Source organism: Bradyrhizobium sp. Mp19 (assembly GCF_029952935.1).
In the GTDB taxonomy this organism is placed as follows: Bacteria; Pseudomonadota; Alphaproteobacteria; order Rhizobiales; family Xanthobacteraceae; genus Bradyrhizobium; species Bradyrhizobium elkanii.
Genome location: NZ_JASAUT010000058.1, coordinates 1 through 23,664, shown reverse-complemented (window position 1 = coordinate 23,664; position 23,664 = coordinate 1). Strand labels below are relative to the sequence as shown.

Sequence of the window (23,664 nt, the reverse complement as noted above, 5' to 3'; positions counted from 1 at the left end):
GGCCGGCAATGGCTGCGTCCGGCTATTTTCCGCCGCGCGCAGGCGATGAGAAGGCACGCCAGCGATCCGACCGGCGCGCTTTGCATCGCGAAGCAAAATAGCCGGCCTTCGCCATCCTCCGCTGCCGCTTCGGCCCTCCGCTTCCGCCTGCGCCCTAGCGGGCTTCGGCGGACAAGCCGCTCCGGGTTCTGGCCCGTTCCGCCCGCCGTCTGAGTGATCGCCACGAAGGCCGCGATGGGCGCGGCCAATCCGGCAAAGGACCTCTTCCCATGACCGACCACGACGACATCGAACCGGCGCAGGCGGCGTCTCCAACCGACCACGTCCTGAGCGAATTGCAGCTCTTCGGCTATCGTCCCTTCGACGACCAGCCAGATCCAAGACCCCTTCCCGAGGCGAAAACGATCGCCGGTGCCATCGTCGATATGTTCGACGCCCTGGTCGCCACGCTGAGCGATACGCGGCTAGAGCCGGACCTCGACGAACTCCTTTGGTCGACGGTCAACCTGTTCCATCGTGCCGTCGACCGCATTGAACGTCAGCTCGACGACAATGAACAAGCTCAGCACAAGAGCCAACGGGAGCAGAACGGGTCGGAGGTGCGATCGGTCGAGCTTGAGCGCCTGATGGCCGAGGGCATCACGCTGATCGAGCGCCGAAATTGCTTGGAAATCTTTCGCGATCAGGCGATCGAACGATTTGAGGTCCACACCGGCTCGTCGTGGCGTCCTCGGTCGGGCTCGCTGGTCAACCACCGCACGCTCACCGCAGCGATGATCGACTCCCGCGACTTTATCGCCGCCAAGCGTCGTACCGAGAGCGAGGACATGTTGCCGCCGGGAGTGAAGATCGCACTCACCGGCGGGCTGGACTTCAACGACCACCGCCTCATCTGGGATCGCCTCGACAAGGTTCGCGCCAAGCATCCCGACATGGTCCTGCTCCATGGCGGCTCGCCCAAAGGCGCCGAATTGATCGCCTCCAAATGGGCGACCACCCGCAAGGTACCCCAGATCGTCTTCAAGCCCGACTGGACAAAGCATGCCAAGGCGGCTCCCTTCAAGCGCAATGACGCCATGCTCGAACTGCTGCCGATCGGCGTCATGCACTTTCCGGGTACAGGGATCCAGGACAACCTCGCCGACAAGGCGAGGCGTTTCGGCATCCCCGTTTGGAGATTCGGCGGCGCGTGAGCGCCGTCGTCTCGCCTCCAAACCATCAAAGCGGAGTTGTACGCGCCGCAACTCCGCCTCGTTCAGACCTTATATCCGAAGTCGCGCCGTGGTGGTGGTGGAAGGCGCGACTTGCAAATCCATGCAATTGGAGCCGCCACCATGCCCGCCCTTGGGCTTGTTCTCAACGCACTCGGCATCGGTTTGTTCTGCTGGGCGGTTTTCGCGCTGGCAGTGTATGCCTTGCCGTTTTTCGTCGCACTTAATTTCGGGATGATAGCGTTCCATGGTGGCGCCAGCGTCATCGGCGCGCTGCTCGTCGCAATTGCCGCTGGCGTGCTGACATTTGCCGTCGGTGAGATCACCTTCGCTGGTAGCCGATCCGTGGCCCGGCGCGTCATGATCGCGACCATATTCGCTGTCCCAGCTGCCATCGCCGGCTACAATGTGGTGCTCGCGCTGTCGCAGATCGCAGTGCCGTCGCTGGCCTGGCGTGAGGCCTTCGCTTACCTCGGCGCGCTTTGCGTAGGCGGCACGACGTGGACGCGCTTGACTGTGCTTGCTCGCGGTGACCCTTCACTTCGAGCCGGCTAGAGCATGATGTATTTACACGGAAGCATAGCCTGGGTTTTTGAAGTAGTTGGTGCACTCCTCCTGGGAGAAGATCGAGGAGTTCACCAACCTTCCGCCAGGTTGCCTCCACGTCACGAGGCTCTGCGGCTCGCACGAGATGTTTGAGTTTGGCGAAGACGTGCTCGATCGGGTTGCGGTCAGGGCTGTAGGGCGGCAAGAAGATACGGTGGTCTGGCGCGTACGAGGGGCTCTGTAGCGCCTCTGCGATCGACCGAACCATCTCGCCCGCGTCAGCGCGAGCCAAGGCGCGTTCACGGATGTCTTTCGAATAGGGGCGCATCATCCGTGCTGGCCTCCGCACTCCAGCATGGAGCTTGAATCAGAAATCGCCCGCTCCGGGAACCCCGATTCCAGTCAAAAACAACATGCTCTCTAAGTCCAAACGGCACTCCAGAGACGATCACAGCCAAGTCGGAATTCTAAGCGCGTCAGCTTGTCGACAGCTGATCCCAATAAAGGGAGAACCAGAGAGTGAACCTGCTTAGGATTGCGAACCGACTCAAACGGAGGGGATATGGACCCATTTAACAGCATCAACCCGTTCGACCGGGATTTCGCTGCTTACAACGCTGCGGTGACACAACCGCAACAGCAGCAAGCGGAGTTTGAGCCGTACCTGGATGAAGTGCCGCAGCTTGATACCACTGCCGTCGCAGGGGTTCCTGTTTCTCCAGATCGCTACTATCCTCATCTGCCTGGCGAAGACCGTAGACTCACCGAGGCGTTGGAACTTGGGGCCGGCGGTCCTCATCCCGAAGACGCAGTCACCAGAAGCGTCGGGCACGTCGCTGCGCAGCACAGCGCGCGGGGAGCTTCGAGTTGGCCGAGCGGGCTGACTGCGGAAGGTCACGATCAGGATTCGCCGCGAGGGATGATCGGCGAAGCCGTCCTAGCATCGTCTCTCAAGCCAACCGCGCACGATCACCAAACACCGGATCCCGGACTAGCCGTTCGTCACTTCAATTGGAGCGACGGATACCAGCCGGCTCCGAACGAGCTGACCGGGAGCGCCCCCCCTTCAAGTCACGCGGCCCTCATGGGTGAGGATTACAGCGGGCACCTGAGGCCTGCGAAGAGGCAGAGGACGCTAAGCCATGCGGAACTGGATGCCATTGAGCGCCAGCTGAGCGAGCCGGGCACTTCAATGGCTCGTGTGCTGATGGAAAGCGCCGGAGCACCGTCGCCTCTCGGGCCAGCGGTCGGCTCGCCATTGGTCCTTCCTGAGGAAGGTTACGATCAGGATCAGCTGTGGGCGATGGTGGAAGACGCCGGCCCATCATCGTCTCTCGAGCCAACCGCGCGCCATCAGCAGACCCCGAATTTAGGAGCGGTCGTTCGTCGCTTCAACTTCCGGCACGGCGACCAGCACGCGTCGGCGGCGCTTGACGGTAGCAGCATCCCGCCGAGCCAGGACAGCCGACCCAACAGCTTTATCGTTCACAATGACCGCTACACGGCGCTATTCGTGCCCGCGGCGGCGATGAGGCGAAGCACCCCACTCAATGCGCCAGGCGCTGCCATTCCTCTCGGATCTCGACCGGAACACGTTCCGCAGCCCAGCGCGCAGCCTGCGAATCGAGCCTCACTAGCGCTGCTTGGACGTTCGATGGAGCATGCCGCTCCGGCGTCCTCCAGGGCTGAGAGGACGCCCCCCGCGGCCCGCGAGATTTATGCTGCATCATTCGCCGTTCCCGAGAATTTTTCGCACGGCACCCAACCCGCGCCGGACACGATGCTCTCGAAGCTCGGCCGCTGGGGCCTCTTGCCGGACGAGACGCAGCCGGTAAAAGAATACGACCTTCGAGGCGAGCGTTACACCGCCCGCTTGGGGCCTGGAGGCCCCAATGACGTTTGGCTCATTCATCACCCGGGAATGTAGATGCCGAGCGACAATCGCACGCTAGGAGCCCGTCCACACAGCTCCGGTATTGGACTTGTTAATGGACCATAGCTTGCTCCAGCGACTCTTGCGAGCTTGGCGCGGCTCCGGGCGGTGCAGGTGAGCGCTACCGGCCCGATTAACTTGCGCGCGTCGTCGCCATGCGGCTCCTCGTTGAGCCGCACGGCCACCGCCCTTTGATCGTTCCGAAGAGCCGGCGGCCAAAGCTGCGAAGAACACCTACGGTGTTATTGCCGTTGCGTTTTACAGCACTGCCATTAATCGGGGCTCCTCAAGCCCCGAGACAGGGGAAGCATCCTGGGAGTAAAGAGGCTGCTTCCGGCGCCCCATTGAACACGCGTCGGCTGAGCTTAGAGAGCATGTTGTTTTTGACTGGAATCGGCGGCGGGGCGCGTCGCGGCTGGCGAGAGGCGGCGTACGAAGCCGCGGCGCCTTTCGAGCCGATCTCCCGGTTCGATCCCAATGCTCAGCAAATTGTCCGAGCATGGCGACGCTTGCTGAGACATCGCCGCGGTTTGATGGCGCCGTCGTAACGGGCGCATAAACTCGCTCGCTCGGCCAGATCCTCCTGTCATTTGTAATCGTGGCGTTTCCGACGCAGATTTAAAGTCACATATTGCCCTTACGTCGAAATCGCCATCAAGCGTCAAATTCGGCGTTGCATATGACCAGCCGTTAAGCAAACGGCCATCATCGCAAGGCTTCGATCACCAGCGGTGCCAACGGTTGAGCGAACGGGTCGCCCCGACGGCAATACTCGTCAGCTGATCGACAGGTAGGCCTGCAAAGGACGGAACGCTCCCACGTTAGGGGTCCTGCACTCGATCTATTGGCCGCTGTGGGATTCGCGTGACGCTGTACCACCTCGACCAGGAGTGGGCGCTGCAGCGCACGTGGCACTCGCCCGAATAATTATTGCGTTGGCGCGCAGCGACCTCCTTCGGAGCCTGACGAAGTGGCAGGCGTACTCTTTAGTTTCTAAAGGCGGAGAAAGTTGATGGATACAGGACAGACACAGCGGAGCACACGTTCAGATCCGGACACTTTTGAAGAAGAGGAGCAGGAAAGCTACCTCGCCGGCTTCAACCGTGCCGTGGCAAATTTGTTCGAAGTCTTGACGGGGTATCGGACCCCCGCCTCCGTGCGCGCGGGGATCCTGGACAACTGGGTTGCCGAAGAGGGGCAGGGCGATGCCGAGAACCGACGACAGGGGCGCATGCGAATTAGGGCTTCGGACAACACGAGCTCGCATTCGCTAGATTTGTCGTCTCTGTCCCTGACCGCCTTGCCCACTGCCCTGCCGCCAAGGTTGCAGGAACTGTACGCCAGGCACAACGAGCTAAGCAGCCTGCCCGCTATGCTCCCACCCGGTCTCCAGCATCTTCTCATTAGCCATAACCGGTTGACGGGTTTGCCGGACGCTCTTCCGGCAACCCTCTCCTGGCTAGAGGTGGCCGATAACAGCTTGACCAGTCTGCCCGCCAACCTTCCGGCTGGGCTCGAGATGCTGAATGCAAACGACAACCGACTCAGTAGCCTGCCCGACGCTCTCCCGAGCCGTCTCACCTCGCTCGCGGTTAGTGGAAATCAGCTGACCGAGCTCCCCGAATCTCTCCCATGGGGTCTCATTGAACTCGATGTCAGCCGCAATCAATTGGCGAACCTGCCGGCGACCCTTCCCAGCACGCTTCAATCGCTCAATCTTAGCGGTAACCAGCTGACCAGCCTGCCTGAGGGTCTCGTCGAGAGTGCACCGCATCTTGGTCTCAATTACCCGCATTTGGAGACCCTCGAGTTGGAGGATAACCCACTGCCGGACGATGTCCTCGCTAATCTGGCGGCGGTCGGAACGCCACCGCAGCTTGCTCAGCAGTCTTTGTATGAGGCTGCCGCGCACTGGCTCGCCGAGGACCCGGCGACGCTGGCCGAATGGCAGCACTTTGCGGATGAGGCAGGCGCCCAGGACTACGCACGGTTCCTGGGGAGGCTGCGAGGGAACGTGAACTACGGCAATGACGAGTTTCGGCAGGCAGTGGCTGATGATCTGCGGCAGGCGGCGGCCAATCCGAGATTGCGCGAGCAGTTTTTTGCACAGGCTTCCGAGGCCAACGAGACTTGCGACGATCGTGTTACCTTGCACTGGAACGGCATGCAGACTGCGCGCCTCAACGCTGACGTCGAGGAGGGAGTATATGACGATCGGCTTGGCGAACTGATTCAGCGCGGCCGTATTGCGTTCCGCTTGGAGGCGCTGGACGAGATCGCGCGCGATAGGGTCAACCTGCTCGCCGGCGACCATCCGAATGTGGACGACGTCGAAGTCTACCTGGCCTACCAACATCTGCTGCGCGAGCCGCTGGAGCTCAGTCACGTCGCGCCCGACATGAGCTTCCTGGCGGTCTCTGACGTAAGCCAGGACGATGCGGCGCGGGCGCTAGACCTGGTCCGGGAGCAGGAAGCGGACCAGCTCAACGACTACATGGCAGCCCGCTGGCAACCCTGGGAGACGGTGCTGAGGCGCATCGCTCCGGACCGATATGAAGCGATGCAAGACCGGTTGATCGAAGCCATGGGCGAGGAGTTTGAGAGCCGGCTCGATCAGCGATTGGCCGAGCATGGTCTGCTAGGCGATGCGGATGCCGAGCGCGTGCTCGGCGCCCAGGTTCGAAACGAGGTCGCCGGCGAGATCAAACGCGAGGTCATGCACAATGTGCTCGCAGAACGTGGCCTTGAACTGTGAGACTTGCGAAACCGCCGCAACATCTTGCGTTCCCTCCGCCAGCGATCGCGCTGCTCACTTCCTTTTCGCATTGTCTTCCGATGCCGGCTCCGGCTCGTTGTCGCGGAGCCAGATCTTGGGGATCGCCAGGCCGATGACGAAAATCGCTGTTCTCGACGGCCGCCGCCGGAGATATCGCCGCTGCCGAATTTCCAGCTGGGGGCAACACGGTCCTGTCTGTCTCAACGCCGCGCTGGCCTTCACGAGTGAGCTGCGCAAGTTGCCAGACGACACCGTCAAGCTCCTTGGCGAGATCCTTCCTGTAGGCCGACGCATATTAGACGGTCCGGTCAACGTTCCAATGCTCCCGTTCCGGCTCAACTAGCTTGAAGTGGTCCGATGCAAAACTGCTTCGGGCCATACCGGCGCCTCGGAACTCGTTGCCGATTTGCTTGATCGTCATCCGGCTGCGGTCTTGGACCCAGACCTTGATCGACTCAAGCTGTTCCTTCGCCCGCCGGATGTCGAGGAATTCTTTCTGGTTGAATTCGACGCTGATCTGCTTCTTGGTCGAGACGCCGGATAGCTATGCGATGTCGCGATATGCGATCTGCTCGCAGACATTTCGAGGCTGATTGTGCATCTCGTCGCAAGCTTCTGCGGTCCGAGCGCGAGAACCAATACGTCTTCCGTGAGGGTATCGAAAATGACCCCGTCATCTTCGGCATCCCCATAATCACTGCTGCTCCGCGATTGTGGCCGTCGATGCGCGGCGAACCTAGCTCGCGCTCCAGACGATCACGGAGCTTTTCAGATGTCCGACCTGAACACGGATAAACCGCCGCGGTACCTTCGCACGTCCGAAGCCGCGCGCTTTCTGAGTTTGTCCGGCCGCACGTTGGAAAAACATCGAACGTACGGAACCGGTCCCGAATACCACAAGATCGGCGGGCGTGTGGTCTACTCAGTAGCCGACCTGACAGCCTGGGCCAAACTGGGCAGAAAGAAATCGACCTCCGATCCCGGTGCCGGCACCGTACTGCCCGCAAAGCGGCATGCGCCAATTCCCTATGCGGGTAAAGAGCGGCGCTAAGCCATGCCCGTCAGCAAATCCCCAGCGCACTACGGCCGCTCCGAGCGTGAGCCGCGCGACCTGTTTCGCACGCTTCCTGGCGATCTTGCGCCGCGCCGGATGGCCAGTTCTGCTCTCCTTCGGACGCGCTTCACCCAGCCGAAAGCATACGATCCTCGGTTCGAGATTCAAGGAGCGGCGGCATGAGCGATCTCACCGAAGTGGAAGTGCTGTGGCTCGAAAAGCGTATTGAAAACCGCGTTCGTTTCGGTCGCATTGTCAAGGAACGGAAGCTTGATCGCCACCGGCGCATCCTGTCATTCGCAGCCGGCGGCATCTTTGCCTTCGTCCGTTGGACTTCCAACGACTTTGGCACGGTCATTTCGCGGATCGACATCTTGCGCGCGGTCGCAGCAGGACAGCGCTGCTCGACAGTGCCCTATGTAAAGCCCGGCGGAGAGATTTTGCTGCGGCTCTCCGGCTGGCCTAAAGTCGAACGGGCGCTGCAGATGATCGACGCGATCGATGCGCTGAGCATCGATCCGGCTGATGTAGCGCCCGATCATTGGCATCACGTTCACAATCGCCTGTCCGTCAACGAAAACCCGCGTCCCTACACGAAGGGCCGCCACCAGGCTTGGCTACATCGTCAAAGGGTGATGCGATGACGGACCGTCTATGGACGCTGACCACGACGTTTGCCGTAGCTTCCGCTGTCGTCGCGACGATCGCCCTGGAGCCGCTGCCGATCTACATTTGGAATGCATCGGCAAGCGTGCCGATCGGTCTCTATGGCTTGCGACCAGCGAAGCGCTTCTTTGTCACGGAGCTGGTCGCCGTTCAGCCGCCGGAACCGCTTGCGACCTTTCTCGACTTCAACGGCTATCTGCCGCTCGGCGTCCCTATGCTTAAGCGAGTCTTGGCTCTGCCCGGGCAGACGGTCTGCAGAAGCGGACCCGCAATTTCGGTCGACGACATTGCAGTGGGCGAGGCGCGGGATCGCGACGGACGCGGCCGGCCGCTGCCGAAATGGCAGGGTTGCCGCGTCGTCAGAGACGGCGAGCTGTTTGTCATGAATTGGCAGTCGGTCGACTCCCTCGACGGTCGATATTTTGGGCTTCTTCCGGCCTCGGCCGTGATCGGCCGTGCCATCCCGGTGTGGACATGGGAGGACTGATCTTGCGGGGTTCACGGCGCCACGCCATTCCTCTGATCGATCGATTGGCGGACCATTCCTCCCTGCCGGTCAATCTCCGCAAAGCCGATGGGTGCGGGAGTCAAGGGCGGTCCAACGGCCGCCGCGAAGCAGCTTTACACTGGACGGAAGCGAACATGGCATCTTTGATTCGACTGGGGATGCGCGTTTGGGCTGTCGTGCCACTGCTGCTCATTTTGACTGCGTCGCATAGTGTTGGTCAGACCGAGAATGGATCGACTGCGGTTCGAGCGGTCTCTCGGACGAGCAACCCGTTTGCAGCTTTCGTCTACGAAGCGTCAAAACGCTTTGCAGTTCCGGAGAACTTGATCAGTTCAGTCATTAGCATCGAAAGCGCTGGTGACGTACACGCGAAGTCCCCAAAGGGCGCAATCGGCCTGATGCAGATTATGCCGGCGACCTGGGCGGAACTTCGCGAACGCTATCATCTCGGAAGCGATCCCTACGATCCGCGCAACAACATTCTGGCCGGCACGGCGTATCTCGGCGAACTGCTTGACCGCTATGGTTCGCCCGGGGCGTTCGCCGCGTACAACGCGGGCCCAACTTGCTACGACGGGCATCTCGCGGGCGGTCCTTTGTCAGACGAAACGCGAGTATACGTGGCCAAGCTTGCAAATCTGCTCGGCATCGAACTGCCAGCGACTTGGGCCGCGAGCCAGCAGCCGTCAGCAGCTGCGACGCTGTTCGTCGGGCGAATTGACCCAGTCAAGGCGGGCGATCGGAAGCCGGCGTTCCTGTCCTCGACCGGCGCAACGACTGCAATCTCGTCGCGAGATGTTTTGCAGATGGTCCCCACGGCCACTGACGTGTTTGTCGCCCGGTCGAACTCGGGAACAGCGCGATGATCAGCTGTGCAGCATGGGAGGCGATCGCGTGGTTCAGCGAGGAAAACAGTCTGAGAGCAGGGACTGGTTGCAACACGACGGTATGCGTCCAGGGGCCGCACATGACGTCGGGTCTTGACGTGCCTAACGGCCTTACGTGGCAACGCTCCGAGCCAGAGAACTCCTACTCTGTGCGGGACGCAGCCATGGCAGCTTCCGCCTTCGCGATCACTGCTTCAGCCCGATCTGTTGCGGCACGGAGTTCCTCGCTCTTCCAAATATCAACCGAATGGCCGTCGTCAAACGACTCGTCCGTCGCGTCTTGCGTGCGTGAAAGCAACTCACGAAGCGCCGCAATGGCCTCGCAGAGCAGCTTGATATCTTCCCCGTTTCGGGAAGACTGGGTCATCTCTATAACGCCATCATACCCCAGCGCCATCGCTCTCGCCGAAGAGATTGTTCTTGCCTCCGAACGCCACCGGTCAAATCGCGCGGTCGACGGGCTTCGTGTCAAGTTCGATGCAGTACTCATGGAGGAAGCGGGTCAATCCATCCCAGTGCGACAGTGCATAACCGATCGCTTCTCCGAGATTGCTGCGGCCGGGCAGTTGAGGAAGCTGCACCTCCAGCTAGAAGCGAAGGCTGTCAATGACCGGCTTGGCGAATGCGCGCCGCATCGCCAGCCGATGCGCCGGCGATTGACCACGCAGCTGCGCTTCGAGGGCATAGAGGCTAGCGATGCGCCGCAGGGCCTCGTGCGAGACGGGCATGTCCTCGGACTGCGCAACTTCGTAGAACTTGTGCCCGGTGTGCGCCCAACACGCGGCGAGGATGACGTTTCCGGCGTCAGTCAGCCGACCGAATCCCGCGTATCCGTCGATGTGCAGAAGGCCCTTGAAGTGCGCCAGATGCGTAGCCGGGCGCTCCGCCTTGCGGTCGGACGCGAACACATAAACTGCAGCCGGCGGCTCAGGTCCAGCCAAGCTCCGTTGATCGTGGGCATACATCCACAGCCGTCCAGGCTTGGTGCGCCCTCCGCTCGGGGACGAGAGCGTCGGACTGCTTGGATAGCCCTGTTTACCAACCTGATGGAGAGCATGCGACGGTCCAAGTGCTGAACGCGAAGGAACGCATGGACCTCGCCCGGTGAATGGGATCGCAAGCGCGGTGTAGTGACGTCTGTCCGTTGTCGATGCAGGGAGCCCTGTCATGGCTGAAGTGCGAAGAGTCGGAGAAAAGCGTAGGAATGAGTTGACTTTGAACGCCCGATTAGGAAGGCGAGATAAAAGGGGCTCGCCGGTCGAACCGCAAGCCATTGACATGGCTTGGGTTCTAGCGTGCCGGTCGGTCGCGGCGCGTGCCGCGCCTTGCATCTTTAACAATGCAATCAAGGACAATCTCGGCACTGTAGGCGCTTTCGCCCACCTGGAGGACCGCCTGTGACCGCAGCCGATAGCGACCTGCGTATTCGGCCTGGGCGCATTCGCAGCACGCGCGCGCCGAAGCCGAAGAGTTTCATCAACCAGGTGCTGCGGGCGGCGAAGAAAGCAGGGCACACCCCAGCGCAGGCTATGGCCGGCAGGCGTTCGGCGGCCTATGGGCGCTCGACGTTTGGCCGCGGGCGCCTCGCCTTCAGCCGCGCCAGATTGTTCAGCCCGACGCGGCGCGCTGTGGTGAAGGCACGCGTGGTTCGGCATAAAGGGCGCGCCTTCCGTTCAGCACCACTGACCGCCCACCTCTCATATCTGAAGCGCGACGGCGTGACTCGGGGTGGTGAGCGCGCCGAGATGTTCGATGCGGGCACCGACCGCGCCGATAGCGCGGCTTTCGCAGAGCGGTGCAAGGACGACCGGCATCATTTCAGATTCATCGTCTCACCGGAGGATGCCGGCGACATGAACGACCTGCGCGCCTTTACCCGCGATCTCGCCACGCAGATGGAGACCGATCTAGGCACGCGGCTCGATTGGGTGGCTGTCGATCATTGGAATACCGATAACCCTCACGTTCATATTCTCGTTCGGGGAGTAGATGAGGAAGGGGCGGATCTAGTGATCTCCCGCGACTACATCAGCAGGGGACTGCGTTCACGCGCCGAGGAACTGGTCGCCATCGAACTGGGGCCAAAACCGGAGCATGAGATCCGCAATTCGCTGGAGAGGGAAGTCACGGCGGAACGATGGACGCGGCTCGATCGGGAGATCCGGCTGACTGCAGACGAGACCGGCACTATCGATCTTCGCCCAGAGAAGCCCGGCAAGTCCGACCCCGAGATCCGGCGCCTGATGGTCGCTCGCCTTCAACACCTGGAGAAGATGGGCCTGGCCGCATCCGCCGCACCTGCGGAATGGATGGTAGGGCTCGAGGCCGAGCGTAGCTTGCGCGACCTCGGCCTGCGCGGCGATATCATCAAGACCATGCACCGTGCCTTTACCGAGCGCGGGGAAGCGCGCGGCGTTGCCGACTTCGTCATCGACGGTGGACAGCCGACATCCCAGATTATCGGACGACTGGTCGATCGTGGATTGCACGACGAACTGACCGGCGAGGCCTACGCCACGATCGATGGAACAGACGGACGCGCTCACCACGTGCGCTTTCGAGGGCTCGAGGCCTTCGAACATGCGCCACCGGTCGGCGGCATCGTCGAAGTCCGACGCTTCGGTCAAGCCGGCGATCCGCGTCCCACCCTGGTGCTCGCGCCCCGTTCCGATATCGATCTTGGGGCGCAGGTCACCGCCAAGGGCGCGACCTGGCTCGACCACCGGCTCGTCGAACGCGAGCCCATGCCGCTCGCCATGGGCGGATTCGGCCGCGAGACCCGTGACGCCATGGAAGCCCGAACCGAGCATCTGATCCAGGAGGGCCTGGCGCGGCGGCAGGGCCAACGCATCATTCTGCAGCGCGATCTCCTTAATACGTTGCGCCGGCGCGAGTTGGAGGACGTGGCCGCACGGGTCTCGGCCGACACCGGCTTGCCTCATGTGAACGCCGCTTCCGGGGAGCATGTGGCCGGCACGTATCGCCAGCGGCTGACACTTACCTCGGGACGATTCGCCATGATCGATAATGGGCTCGGCTTCGCGCTCGTGCCCTGGTCACGTGAACTCGAAAAGCGGCTCGGCCAGCACGTCACCGGCGTCGTGAAGGACGGCGGCGGCATCGAATGGGGCCTTGGCCGCAAGCGCGACCTCGGCCTCTAGCAATCTCTCCAATTCAGTTGCGGAAGGGCGTTCGGGATGTCCGGAACCAAAATCCTCTGGGGACAGGTAATCGTTGTCGGTCTGATCGTTTTGTTGGCCATCTGGGGAGCCACCGAGTGGACAGCCTGGCGGCTCGCTTGGCAACCGGAGCTTGGGCGACCCTGGTTCGAACTATTAGGCTTCAAGATCTATTACCCGCCGGTCTTCTTCTGGTGGTGGTTCGTCTACGACGCCTACGCGCCTCAAATCTTTGTCGAGGGAGCCTTCATCGCGGCGTCAGGAACCTTCGTTTCGATCGCGGTGGCGATCGGCATGTCGGTGTGGCGCGCGCGTGAAGCCAAGAACGTCGAAACCTATGGTTCGGCGCGCTGGGCTAATGGCGACGAGGTTCGAGCGGCCGGTCTTCTCGGTCCGGATGGCGTTGTGCTTGGCAAACTCGACCGCGACTACCTCCGCCATGACGGACCGGAGCACGTACTGTGTTTTGCACCGACCCGGTCGGGCAAAGGTGTCGGCCTCGTCGTTCCCTCATTGCTGGCATGGGCGGGCTCGGCTATCGTCCACGACATCAAGGGCGAGAACTGGCAACTGACCGCGGGCTTTCGCTCGCGGCATGGCCGCGTCCTGTTGTTCGATCCCACCAATCCAAGGTCCTCGACCTACAACCCGCTCCTCGAAGTCCGGCGCGGGGAATGGGAGGTTCGCGACGTCCAGAACGTCGCGGACGTCCTGGTCGACCCCGAAGGCTCGCTCGACAAGCGGAACCATTGGGAGAAGACCAGTCATTCGCTTCTGGTCGGCGCCATACTCCATGTCCTCTATGCCGAGGCAGACAAGACCTTGGCCGGCGTCGCAGCTTTTCTTTCCGACCCGAAGCGGCCGATCGAAGCCACTCTAAAGGCGATGATGACTGCTCGGCACCTCGGCGAGCAGGGCGCTCATCCCGTGGTCGCATCGACCGCGCGCGAACTCCTCAATAAGTCGGAAAATGAACGTTCTGGTGTCCTATCCACGGCGATGTCGTTCCTCGGGCTGTACCGTGATCCAGTGGTGGCCCAGGTGACCTGCCGTTGCGATTGGCGGATCGCCGATCTGATCGCGGATAGCCACCCTACAACGTTGTATCTCGTAGTGCCGCCATCCGATATCTCACGGACCAAGCCGTTGATTCGTCTGGTGCTGAACCAGATTGGTCGTCGCCTAACCGAGGACCTGCACGCCTGCGACCGCCGGCATCGAGTCCTGATGATGCTCGACGAGTTCCCAGCGCTGGGGCGGCTCGATTTTTTCGAGTCCGCGCTCGCCTTCATGGCGGGGTACGGCATCAAGAGCTTCTTGATCGCGCAGTCGCTCAATCAGATCGAGAAGGCCTATGGGCCTAACAACGCCATCCTAGACAACTGCCACGTCCGCGTCAGCTTCGCGACCAACGACGAGCGGACGGCCAAACGTGTGTCCGACGCCTTGGGTACGGCGACCGAGATGCGGGCCATGAAGAACTACGCCGGGCACAGGTTGAATCCTTGGCTCGGTCACCTCATGGTCTCGCGCCAGGAAACGGCAAGGCCGCTTTTGACCCCGGGCGAAGTCATGCAGCTTCCGTCGATGGACGAGATCGTCATGGTGGCGGGCACGCCGCCGATCCGGGCCAAGAAGGTCCGCTACTACGAGGATCGGCGATTCGCCGAGAGGGTTCTACTGCCGCCTGATCCGGCGAGGGCCAGCCGATCATCGCGAACGGACGGGTGGTCAGCGCTCCGAACGCTAAAGCCGGCGGGAGGTCCAACTGACAAGGCCGCGGAGACCGAGAAAGACACGGCGAACAGCGGGCTCCGTCGTGAGCCGGAACTCCCCGATCACGTCGCGATCGTCAAGGAAACGACCGAACTGACGCCGGCAGAGGAATTTGCTGCCGTTCTTGACGACGACGAGGATGCAGTCCGCCAGTCTCGACTTATGCAGATGCTTGGCGTCGCGCGTCAAGTCGCTATGGACCCGAATGACGGTATGGAGCTCTGAGGCGATATGCGCGACCGGATGAACGTCTATTTCCCGCCCGAGCTTCTGAAACAGATTTCTGATCTTGCCGATCGCAAAAAGCTTTCGCGGTCTGCAATCGTGGAAGCGGCCGTCGCTTCGTTTCTGTCACCGGATGGAGCGGACAGGCGGGAAGCAGCATTTACCCGCCGTTTGGATCGGCTTTCCCGTCAGATGCAGAGGCTGGAACGTGACGTTGGTCTGACGGCCGAGACCTTGGCCCTCTTCATTCGTTTTTGGCTGACGATCACGCCACCGTTGCCCAACGATGCGCAAGCGGCCGCTCAAGCAAAGGGAAGGGAGCGCTTTGAAGGATTTGTCGAGGCGCTCGGGCGTCGTATGCAAAAGGGGCAAAGCTTTCTGCGCGAGATTCCAGAAGATATCCGCCGTCAGGAATCGGCCTAAGAGCCTGATTGAACCTATGTCGATAGACCATTTCGCCGCTCCTTCTTTTTCTACGCCAGCCTACTACCACCGCGAGTTAGCCGAACTGACAAAAGCTGGACGCGCTATCGGCTCGGGTGAGCTGAGAGCAAAGGGGCCAGCATGCAAATTTCAACAGCATGGCGTCGAATCGCGCGCGTTTTTCTCCCTTTTGCAGCTGGGTACTACCTCTCGTATCTGTTTCGAACGATCAACGCCGTGATCGCCAGCCATCTCAGCTCGGACACCGGGCTTGGGACTGCCGACCTCGGGTTGCTTACGTCAATCTATTTTCTTGTTCTGGCGGCGGCCCAGATCCCCGTCGGTATATTGTTGGACCACTTTGGTCCGCGTCGCGTCCAGAGCGTTCTGCTCTTGCTCGCAGCCGTCGGCGGCGGACTGTTTGCGGTATCGACCGGCTTCCTGTCGCTTTTGATCGCGCGCGCAATGATCGGGCTTGGCGTGGCGGCGGCACTGACCGCAGGACTGAAGTCGATCATCCTTTGGTTCCCTAGGGAACAAGTTGCCTTACTGAACGGCTATATGATCATGCTGGGCTCGCTAGGAGCGGTGACCGCGACGGCTCCCGTCGAACACCTGCTGACGTCGATGGGCTGGCGGCAGCTCTTTGAGATTCTGGCAGTCGCGACCGGTACGACGGCCATTCTCATCTATCTTGTGGTGCCTGAACGAAGCGTAGCCCCATCAACAGCTTCCGCCACCCTGAGCTCCGTTTTCAGCGATCGGCGCTTTTGGCGAATGGCCCCGTTGTCGGCGACTTGCATTGGATCGGCTTGGTCTCTGCAGGGATTGTGGGCATCGCCATGGCTGACCGACGTAGAGGGGTTTGATCGCGCAAGTCTCATCAGACAGCTCTTCATTATGTCGATCGTACTTAGCGCTGGTGCCTGGTTGTTCGGTATGACAGTCCATTGCGTCAAACGAAGGGGAATCGGGGCGGAGACAATATTGGCGATAGCTGCGGTACTATTTATCGCAGCCGAGTGTGCCTTGATCCTGCGAGCGTCTCTGCCATCTATCTTGCTCTGGTCTGTTGTCGCAATTGTAGGAACGGCAACTGTGGTCAGCTTCGCCGTGGTGGCGGATTACTTTCCGCCAGAGCTTGCCGGTCGTGCCAACGGTGCCTTGAACGTCTTGCACTTTGGTTGGGCGTTTCTAGCACAATACGCAACAGGTCTTATCCTGGAGCAATGGTCTGCGAATGATGGCCATAGGCCCGTCCAAGCCTATCAAGCAGCGTTCGGTTTCAACGTAGCGCTGCAGATCGCGACGTTTCTCTGGTTCGCGCTGCCTTGGTTTCGGTCCTTTGCGTCATGGGTGGGTTCAATCTGTCTCGAGATGTCGGCTAGCACCTTCGAACCTGCCGAGTCAGTTGGCTTGTACCAGAATTCGGCCATCCTCCTGCCCCCGGATGACGATGCGGAGTGGTGAGCACAAACTCGCAGCGAACCGATACGATTGAGTAGGTGTCAAAAAAATCGCCTCTCAATCTTTCTTTTTCTACGCCAGTCTTCGATCACCGAAAGCGCTTGTTGCGCTAAGTCCGTTGGTGCCTTTTCTAATCGTCCCCATCTGGGCGCCCCTCTGTGGACGCCCTCATTCGGGGAGGGCAACGGTGGCAATCCATTCCTTTCAATCGGAGGCGAATTCGCGCGGTGCGCGAATGCTGCGTAGTGCTCTTGGCCCAGCGATCGCCGGATACCTCGAGGATCAATCGATCATCGAGGTAATGCTCAACCCAGATGGGCGGCTGTGGATCGACCGTTTGTCGCATGGCCTGACCGATACAGGCGAAACTCTGTCCGCAGCGGATGGCGAGCGCATTGTTCGTCTGGTTGCGCACCATGTAGGCGCCGAAGTGCATGCCGGCGCGCCACGGGTCTCGGCCGAATTGCCTGAGACCGGCGAACGCTTCGAAGGGCTCGTGCCCCCAGTCGTTGCAGCACCGGCCTTTGCTATCCGCAAGCCCGCCGTCGCCGTGTTTACGCTGGATGACTACGTCGTCAAAGAGATCATGACATCGGAACAGGCCAACATCCTGAAAAGCGCAGTCGCCTCACGCAAGAACATCCTCGTCGCCGGCGGGACATCGACCGGCAAGACAACATTGACGAATGCGCTCTTAGCCGAGGTGGCAAAGACTTCTGATCGGGTCGTGCTGATCGAAGATACCCGCGAACTTCAGTGCAAAGCGCCCAATCTCGTCGCTTTGCGTACCAAAGATGGCGTGGCCACGTTATCGGACCTCGTTCGCTCCTCGCTGCGACTGCGTCCTGACCGGATTCCAGTCGGCGAAGTTCGCGGTGCTGAAGCACTCGATCTGCTCAAGGCCTGGGGCACCGGCCACCCCGGCGGCATCGGCACTATTCATGCGGGCACTGCGCTCGGTGCCCTGCGGCGGCTCGAGCAACTCATCCAGGAAGCCGTCATCACGGTTCCGCGCGCCCTGATCGCTGAGACCATCAACCTCGTTGCTGTGCTTGCGGGGCGCGGCGCTGACCGTCGCCTCGCTGAGCTTGCTCTCGTCACCGGGCTAGGGCCCGCCGGCGACTACGACCTTTCATCAACAGGAGACTGACATGCGTCCGCAATTTCGCTTTCCTCGAGATGCCGCTTCACTGGCCATGTCCGGGATGCTTCTTTTGGCGTCGGCACCGGCCTGGGCTGCCGGATCGAACATGCCGTGGGAGCAGCCACTCAATCAGATCCTGCAGTCGGTCGAGGGGCCAGTCGCCAAGATCATTGCCGTCATCATCATCGTCGTAACCGGGCTCACGCTCGCGTTCGGAGACTCGTCGGGTGGTTTCCGCAGGCTGATCCAGATCGTGTTCGGTCTGTCGATCGCGTTTGCCGCCTCGAGTTTCTTCCTTTCGTTCTTCTCCTTCGGCGGCGGCGTGGTGATCTGATGGATGAACCAGTCACAGGCTTTGTCGTGCTCGTTCATCGCGCGCTCACTGAGCCAATCCTGATGGGCGGCGCGCCACGGTCGGTCGCGATCGTCAACGGTACGCTTGCTGCAGCCTTGGGGCTCGGGCTTCGGCTCTGGATCGCGGGCCTTGTCCTGTGGTTCATCGGCCACATGGCCGCCGTCTGGGCAGCCAAGCGCGATCCTGCGTTTGTCGACGTCGTGCGCCGACATCTTCGCATTCCCGGCCACCTCAACGCCTGAGCTCTCTACCATGATGAACCTTGCCGAATACCGCCATTCCAACGCGCGTCTTGCGGACTTCTTGCCGTGGGCCGCCATAGTCGACGAGGGAATCATCCTGAACAAGGACGGTTCGTTTCAACGGACGGCGAAATTCCGTGGCCCCGACCTCGACAGCGCGGTCCCGGCTGAGCTTGTCGCCGTCGCCGGTCGTCTGAACAACGCCCTGCGCCGCCTCGGATCAGGTTGGGCCGTATTCGTCGAGGCACAGCGCCATTTTGCCGGGGCCTATCCTCCGAGTACATTTCCGGATGTCGCATCCGCACTGGTCGACGCCGAGCGCAGAGCTCAGTTCGAAGAGGCGGGCGCCCACTATGAGTCCAGTTATTTCCTCACCTTTCTCTATCTGCCCCCCGAGGAAGGAGCCGCCAAGGCAGAACGACTGCTTTACGAGGGGCGTGATCGCACTGTTGGAGCCGACGCGCGCGAGGTGCTGCGCGGGTTTGTCGATCAAACCAACCGCGTGCTGCAACTCGTCGAAGGGTTCATGCCGGAGTGCACCTGGCTCGATGACCAGGATACTCTGACCTATCTGCACTCGACGATCTCGACCAAACGTCATCGGGTTCGAGTCCCCGAAATTCCCATGTACATCGATGCGCTCTTGGCCGACCAGCCGTTGACCGGCGGGCTAGAGCCGATGTTGGGCTCAGCCAATCTTCGGGTCCTAACAATTGTCGGCTTTCCGGGCGCCACGACGCCGGGAATCCTAGACGACCTGAATCGCCTGCCATTCTCTTATCGTTGGTCGACCCGGGCGATCATGCTCGACAAGACAGACGCCACCAAGCTGCTGACCAAGATTCGGCGGCAGTGGTTCGCCAAGCGAAAGTCGATTGGCGCCATTCTCAAGGAGGTCATGACCAACGAGGCGTCGACGCTGCTCGATACCGACGCCCACAACAAGGCGCTCGATGCTGACGCAGCGTTGCAGGAACTGGGGTCCGATCAGATCGGACAAGCCTTTGTCACCGCGACCATCACTGTCTGGGACCGCGATCCCAATGCCGCCGATGAAAAGCTGCGGCTGGTCGAGAAGGTAATCCAGGGGCGTGATTTCACCTGCATGATCGAGACGGTGAACGCCGTCGAAGCCTGGCTCGGCAGTCTGCCGGGGCATGTCTATGCGAACGTGCGTCAGCCGCCGGTTTCGACCCTCAACCTCGCCCATATGATTCCGATTTCCGCCATATGGGCCGGCGAGGCGAGGGATCTGCACTTCAAGGGGCCGCCCCTCCTGTTCGGCAAGACCGAGGGATCGACCCCGTTCCGATTTTCCCTCCACGTCGGCGACGTCGGCCATACCCTTGTGGTCGGACCGACGGGGGCCGGCAAGTCGGTACTGCTCGCTCTGATGGCACTGCAATTCCGCCGCTACCCGAACTCCCAGATCTTTGCGTTCGATTTCGGTGGTTCGATCAGGGCGGCCGCGCTCGGCATGGGCGGCGACTGGCATGATTTGGGCGGTGCTTTGTCTGACGGAAGTGATCGGCCCGTCGCGCTGCAGCCGCTGGCTTGGATCGATGATCCCTCAGAGCGCGGATGGGCCACCGAATGGATCTGCGCGATCCTGGCACGGGAAAAAATCGAGATCACCCCGGAGGTCAAGGATCATCTGTGGTCGGCGCTGACGTCTCTCGCCTCGGCGCCGATGCAGGAACGCACCCTGACCGGCCTGTCAGTCCTCCTCCAATCCAACTCCCTGAAACGTGCACTGCAACCCTATTGCGTGGGTGGTCCCTCGGGGCGCCTGCTCGATGCCGAATTCGAGCGCCTTGGCGAAGCGTCGGTCCAGGCATTTGAGACCGAAGGCTTGATCGGAACGAGTGCTGCGCCGGCCGTGCTGGCTTACCTCTTCCATCGTATTGGGGACCGTCTCGATGGTCGGCCGACGCTCCTTATGGTCGATGAGGGTTGGCTTGCCCTCGATGATGAGGATTTCGCGGGGCAGCTCCGGGAGTGGCTGAAAACGCTTCGGAAAAAGAATGCCTCCGTCATCTTCGCTACCCAGTCGCTCTCGGATGTCGACGGCTCAGCGATCGCGCCGGCGATCATCGAAAGCTGCCCAACTCGCTTATTGCTGCCGAACGAACGGGCGATCGAACCGCAAATCACCGCCATCTACCGCCGCTTCGGCCTCAATGACCGCCAGATCGAGTTATTGAGTCGGGCAACGCCAAAACGCGACTATTACTGCCAGTCCCGTCGCGGCAACCGGATGTTCGAACTCGGGCTTGGTGAGGTTGCGCTCGCATTCACCGCGGCCTCTTCCAAGACAGACCAAGCTGCCATCGCGCAGCTCTTCGCCGAACATGGACCTGACGGCTTCGTGCCGGCCTGGCTCCAGCACCGTGGCGTCGCCTGGGCCATAGATCTAATTCCCAATCTCGTCAATCTGGAGAAATCGCCATGAGGCGTCTTGCCCTATTGGCCGCAGCCGGCGTCACTGCGCTGGCGCTTGGCGTTGCGATCCCCGCACGGGCGCTGATCGTTTTCGATCCCAACAACTACGTTCAGAATGTCCTGACCGCTGCGCGCGAGCTTCAGCAGATCAACAACCAGATCACCTCGTTGCAGAACGAGGCGCAGATGCTGATCAATCAGGCGAAGAATCTGGCGAACCTTCCGTATTCGTCGCTGCAGCAATTTCTATCCTCGATTCAGCGGACCCAACAGTTGCTGGCGCAGGCTCAGCGCATCGCCTACGACGTCCAGGAAATCGATCGCGCCTTCTCGACCAGCTACGCGCCAGCCACCAGCAACCAGTCGAACCAGCTGCTGGTCGCCAACGCTCAAGCGCGATGGCAAAATTCCTATGCCGCGACGCAAGACGCGCTTCGCGTCCAAGCCGGCATCGTTGGTAACCTCGACACCAATCGCATCCAGACATCCGCGCTCGTGACGTCAAGCCAGGGGGCCGCCGGCGCGCTGCAGGCAACGCAGGCTGGCAATCAGATCCTCGCGCTTCAAGCGCAACAACTTGCCGATCTCACGGCGGCCACGGCGGCGCAGGGCAGGGCGCAGAGCCTCGAAGCGGCGCAGCGCGCCGCGGCCCAGGATCAGGGTCGAGAGCAGCTCAAGCGCTTCCTAACACCAGGACAGGGCTATCAATCCTCCAATGTACAGATGTTCCACTGATGACCGACGTAAAGGCATTCAAGGCGCTTTCGCTGCTTACGACAATCGGCCTAGTGGCCGTCGCCGCCTGCACGATTCAGCTGCGCGGACTGGACGCGTCTCGGTCGGCACCGAAGGCGGAGCAAGGGACCGATGCAGCCAGCTCCGAGCTCGCACGCTGCCGCGGTGTCACTCCAGAGGACACAGTGGGTTATCGGCATTGCAAGCAGATTTGGGACGAAAACCGGCGTCGCTTCTTTGGCAAAAGAATCGGCCCAGCAGACCCTGGCCAGAATGATTCCTTCGCAGGGCTGGCGCCCGCCCCAAAGGATCAGAGCCGGATCCCGCAAGCATATCCGCAACCGGCGACACCCGAGGCGAGCAAGCCATGACGGGTACCGGGATCATCGACCAGTTCTTGGAAACGTTTACGCGTTATATCGATAACGGATTCGGGTTGCTGGGCAGTGACGTTGGATATCTCGCGACGACACTCGCCGCGATCGACATCACTCTCGCTGCGTTGTTCTGGAGTTGGGGAACTGACGAGGACATCATCGCGCGGCTCGTCAAGAAGACCCTCTTCGTGGGCGTCTTTGCCTACCTCATCGGCAACTGGAACAACCTGGCGCGCATCGTTTTCGAGAGCTTTGCCGGACTTGGGCTGAAAGCGTCGGGTGCAAGCCTATCCGCATCCGATTTCCTGAGGCCGGGAAAGATCGCCCAAGTCGGACTCGATGCCGGCCGACCACTGCTCGATTCGATCTCGAACCTGATGGGTTACATCAGCTTTTTCGAGAATTTCGTTCAGATCGTCGTTCTCTTATTCGCATGGGTCGTGGTGCTGCTCGCCTTCTTCATTTTGGCGATCCAACTTTTCGTCACTCTGATCGAGTTCAAGCTTACGACGCTGGCCGGCTTCGTGCTCATTCCATTTGGTCTGTTTGGCAAGACCGCCTTTGCCGCTGAGCGGGTCCTGGGCAATGTAATATCTTCGGGGATAAAGGTTCTGGTCCTAGCTGTCATCGTGGGCATCGGTTCGACCCTGTTCTCGCAGTTCACCTCTGGTTTCCGAGGTGCTCAGCCGACCATTGAAGACGCAATGACGCTAGTGCTCGCGGCGCTCTCCCTGCTGGGCCTCGGCATCTTCGGTCCGGGTATTGCAAACGGCCTGGTATCTGGCGGACCGCAGCTCGGCGCCGGTGCGGCGATTGGATCGGGTTTGGCTGCTGGCGGGCTTGTTGCGGCAGGTGCTGGTGTAGCGGCCGGTGCTGGTCTCGCTAGTGGCGCGATTGCAGGCGCCGCGCGCGGTGGCGGCGCTGTCCTAAGCGGAGCGTCAGCCGCCTATCGAAACGGCGGCCTTGCCGGCGTCGCGGAGGCTGGCGCTTCGGCTGCCATGAGTCCTTTGCGTCGCGCAGCGGCTGCCGTCGGAGGTGAGCAAGCGGGCGAACGGGCGGCGAGCACCTCGGCCGAGGGGCGGCCTGATTGGGCGCGCCGGATGAAGCGTGCCGAGACTATTCGGCATGGTGCTTCGGCTGCCGGCCACGCGGTCCGCTCGGGCGATCACGGTGGCAGCGGCTCCTCCGTCGATTTGTCCGAAGGAGAGCGCTGAGACGCACCACTGTACCTACGCCGCACAGCAGCACCTCAACCCTTCCATCGCCCGACTTGAAACCGATCACTCGATACCAGGGGCAACCATCGATGTTCAAACGAACTTCCGTTCATTACGGGCGCATGCCCGCACCGGTCACGCCGTATCAGAAAGCAGCTCAAGTTTGGGACGAACGCATTGGATCAGCGCGCGTGCAAGCCAAGAACTGGCGCCTGATGGCATTCGGCTGCTTGATGTTGTCAGCCGGTCTCGCAGGTAGCCTTGTCCGGCAGTCGAATCAAGGCTCGATCACGCCCTGGGTGGTCGAAGTCGACCATCTTGGCCAGGCCCAAAGGGTCGCGCCGGCCAACATCGACTATCAACCCACTGATGCACAGATCGCCTACCATCTGGCGCGCTTTATCGAGGATGTCAGGGGCCTTCCTATAGCGCGACGATCTGGGTCGGAAGAGCGCGGCGATCAGGATGGCGAGTCAGTGTCGCGGCGCGATGATGATCGCC

Annotated in this window: 21 protein-coding genes and 2 pseudogenes; 20 read left to right on the top strand and 3 right to left on the bottom strand. The window is 61.2% G+C overall.

Going from position 1 to position 23,664, the window contains the following annotated elements:
* Nucleotides 1–269: 269 nt before the first annotated feature.
* The gene (locus QJT82_RS37245; RefSeq protein ID WP_028343864.1) at nucleotides 270–1,193 is read left to right on the top strand and encodes a DUF2493 domain-containing protein; all 924 of its coding nucleotides are present in this window, start codon (nucleotides 270–272) and stop codon (nucleotides 1,191–1,193) included.
* A gap of 141 nt (nucleotides 1,194–1,334) precedes the next feature.
* Nucleotides 1,335–1,766: a hypothetical protein gene (locus QJT82_RS37240; RefSeq protein WP_018270293.1), complete on the top strand. Its 432-nt coding sequence runs from the start codon at nucleotides 1,335–1,337 to the stop codon at nucleotides 1,764–1,766.
* Nucleotides 1,767–1,778: 12 nt separating this feature from the next.
* On the opposite strand, the pseudogene QJT82_RS37235 reads toward QJT82_RS37240, so the two are convergent.
* Nucleotides 1,779–1,971: pseudogene (locus QJT82_RS37235) on the bottom strand (transposase); the annotation flags it as partial.
* 348 nt (nucleotides 1,972–2,319) lie between these two features.
* Between QJT82_RS37235 and QJT82_RS37230 the strand changes: the two are divergent.
* From QJT82_RS37230 to QJT82_RS37205, 6 genes are all read left to right on the top strand, one after another.
* Nucleotides 2,320–3,684, top strand: coding sequence for a hypothetical protein (locus tag QJT82_RS37230; protein WP_016841760.1), 1,365 nt, complete (start codon nucleotides 2,320–2,322; stop codon nucleotides 3,682–3,684).
* Between the two features lie 1,018 nt (nucleotides 3,685–4,702).
* Nucleotides 4,703–6,445 carry an NEL-type E3 ubiquitin ligase domain-containing protein gene (locus QJT82_RS37225; protein WP_028343865.1) on the top strand — a complete coding sequence of 581 codons (1,743 nt, stop codon included), beginning with the start codon at nucleotides 4,703–4,705 and terminating at the stop codon, nucleotides 6,443–6,445.
* A gap of 793 nt (nucleotides 6,446–7,238) precedes the next feature.
* On the top strand, nucleotides 7,239–7,517 hold the full coding sequence (locus QJT82_RS37220; protein WP_075968518.1) for a helix-turn-helix domain-containing protein: 279 nt from the start codon (nucleotides 7,239–7,241) through the stop codon (nucleotides 7,515–7,517).
* A 182-nt stretch (nucleotides 7,518–7,699) separates the two neighbouring features.
* Nucleotides 7,700–8,164 carry a DUF2840 domain-containing protein gene (locus QJT82_RS37215; RefSeq protein ID WP_016845862.1) on the top strand — a complete coding sequence of 155 codons (465 nt, stop codon included), beginning with the start codon at nucleotides 7,700–7,702 and terminating at the stop codon, nucleotides 8,162–8,164.
* Nucleotides 8,161–8,673 carry a S26 family signal peptidase gene (locus QJT82_RS37210; protein WP_028343868.1) on the top strand — a complete coding sequence of 171 codons (513 nt, stop codon included), beginning with the start codon at nucleotides 8,161–8,163 and terminating at the stop codon, nucleotides 8,671–8,673. The genes QJT82_RS37215 and QJT82_RS37210 overlap by 4 nt, the downstream gene beginning before the upstream one ends.
* A 155-nt stretch (nucleotides 8,674–8,828) precedes the next feature.
* Nucleotides 8,829–9,560 (top strand): lytic transglycosylase domain-containing protein, encoded by a 732-nt coding sequence (locus QJT82_RS37205; RefSeq protein ID WP_210262968.1) that lies wholly within the window; start codon nucleotides 8,829–8,831, stop codon nucleotides 9,558–9,560.
* Between the two features lie 163 nt (nucleotides 9,561–9,723).
* Here QJT82_RS37205 and QJT82_RS37200 read toward each other — a convergent pair whose 3' ends face one another.
* Both QJT82_RS37200 and QJT82_RS37195 read right to left on the bottom strand, forming a co-directional pair.
* Nucleotides 9,724–9,978 (bottom strand): hypothetical protein, encoded by a 255-nt coding sequence (locus QJT82_RS37200; RefSeq protein WP_016845865.1) that lies wholly within the window; start codon nucleotides 9,976–9,978, stop codon nucleotides 9,724–9,726.
* Nucleotides 9,979–10,021: 43 nt separating this feature from the next.
* Nucleotides 10,022–10,750: pseudogene (locus QJT82_RS37195) on the bottom strand (transposase).
* A 228-nt stretch (nucleotides 10,751–10,978) separates the two neighbouring features.
* On the opposite strand from QJT82_RS37195, the gene QJT82_RS37190 reads away from it, so the two are divergent.
* The 12 genes from QJT82_RS37190 to trbF form a co-directional block, all read left to right on the top strand.
* Nucleotides 10,979–12,742, top strand: a complete 1,764-nt coding sequence (locus tag QJT82_RS37190; RefSeq protein ID WP_028343870.1) for a DUF3363 domain-containing protein — start codon at nucleotides 10,979–10,981, stop codon at nucleotides 12,740–12,742.
* Between the two features lie 36 nt (nucleotides 12,743–12,778).
* The gene (locus tag QJT82_RS37185; RefSeq protein WP_028343871.1) at nucleotides 12,779–14,761 is read left to right on the top strand and encodes a conjugal transfer protein TraG; all 1,983 of its coding nucleotides are present in this window, start codon (nucleotides 12,779–12,781) and stop codon (nucleotides 14,759–14,761) included.
* Nucleotides 14,762–14,767: 6 nt separating this feature from the next.
* On the top strand, nucleotides 14,768–15,184 hold the full coding sequence (locus QJT82_RS37180) for a CopG family transcriptional regulator (protein WP_018270307.1): 417 nt from the start codon (nucleotides 14,768–14,770) through the stop codon (nucleotides 15,182–15,184).
* Nucleotides 15,185–15,325: 141 nt separating this feature from the next.
* The gene (locus QJT82_RS37175) at nucleotides 15,326–16,654 is read left to right on the top strand and encodes an MFS transporter (protein ID WP_026192414.1); all 1,329 of its coding nucleotides are present in this window, start codon (nucleotides 15,326–15,328) and stop codon (nucleotides 16,652–16,654) included.
* A 232-nt stretch (nucleotides 16,655–16,886) separates the two neighbouring features.
* The gene (trbB, locus tag QJT82_RS37170) at nucleotides 16,887–17,801 is read left to right on the top strand and encodes a P-type conjugative transfer ATPase TrbB (RefSeq protein ID WP_016845878.1); all 915 of its coding nucleotides are present in this window, start codon (nucleotides 16,887–16,889) and stop codon (nucleotides 17,799–17,801) included.
* A gap of 55 nt (nucleotides 17,802–17,856) precedes the next feature.
* Entirely contained in the window at nucleotides 17,857–18,129 is a 273-nt protein-coding gene (locus tag QJT82_RS37165) for a TrbC/VirB2 family protein (RefSeq protein WP_240537001.1), read from the top strand.
* Entirely contained in the window at nucleotides 18,129–18,392 is a 264-nt protein-coding gene (locus tag QJT82_RS37160; RefSeq protein WP_018270310.1) for a VirB3 family type IV secretion system protein, read from the top strand. Before QJT82_RS37165 ends, QJT82_RS37160 begins: the two co-directional genes overlap by 1 nt.
* Before the next feature lie 10 nt (nucleotides 18,393–18,402).
* Nucleotides 18,403–20,844 (top strand): conjugal transfer protein TrbE, encoded by a 2,442-nt coding sequence (trbE, locus tag QJT82_RS37155; RefSeq protein WP_028343872.1) that lies wholly within the window; start codon nucleotides 18,403–18,405, stop codon nucleotides 20,842–20,844.
* Nucleotides 20,841–21,569: a P-type conjugative transfer protein TrbJ gene (trbJ, locus tag QJT82_RS37150; RefSeq protein ID WP_026192416.1), complete on the top strand. Its 729-nt coding sequence runs from the start codon at nucleotides 20,841–20,843 to the stop codon at nucleotides 21,567–21,569. Before trbE ends, trbJ begins: the two co-directional genes overlap by 4 nt.
* A complete protein-coding gene (gene trbK-alt, locus QJT82_RS37145) occupies nucleotides 21,569–21,940 on the top strand; it encodes a putative entry exclusion protein TrbK-alt (protein WP_016845887.1) in 372 nt (123 codons plus the stop codon). Before trbJ ends, trbK-alt begins: the two co-directional genes overlap by 1 nt.
* Nucleotides 21,937–23,160: a P-type conjugative transfer protein TrbL gene (trbL, locus tag QJT82_RS37140; RefSeq protein ID WP_028343873.1), complete on the top strand. Its 1,224-nt coding sequence runs from the start codon at nucleotides 21,937–21,939 to the stop codon at nucleotides 23,158–23,160. The genes trbK-alt and trbL overlap by 4 nt, the downstream gene beginning before the upstream one ends.
* A gap of 92 nt (nucleotides 23,161–23,252) precedes the next feature.
* On the top strand, nucleotides 23,253–23,664 hold a 412-nt coding region (gene trbF / locus QJT82_RS37135; RefSeq protein ID WP_281446688.1), incomplete at its 3' end, for a conjugal transfer protein TrbF.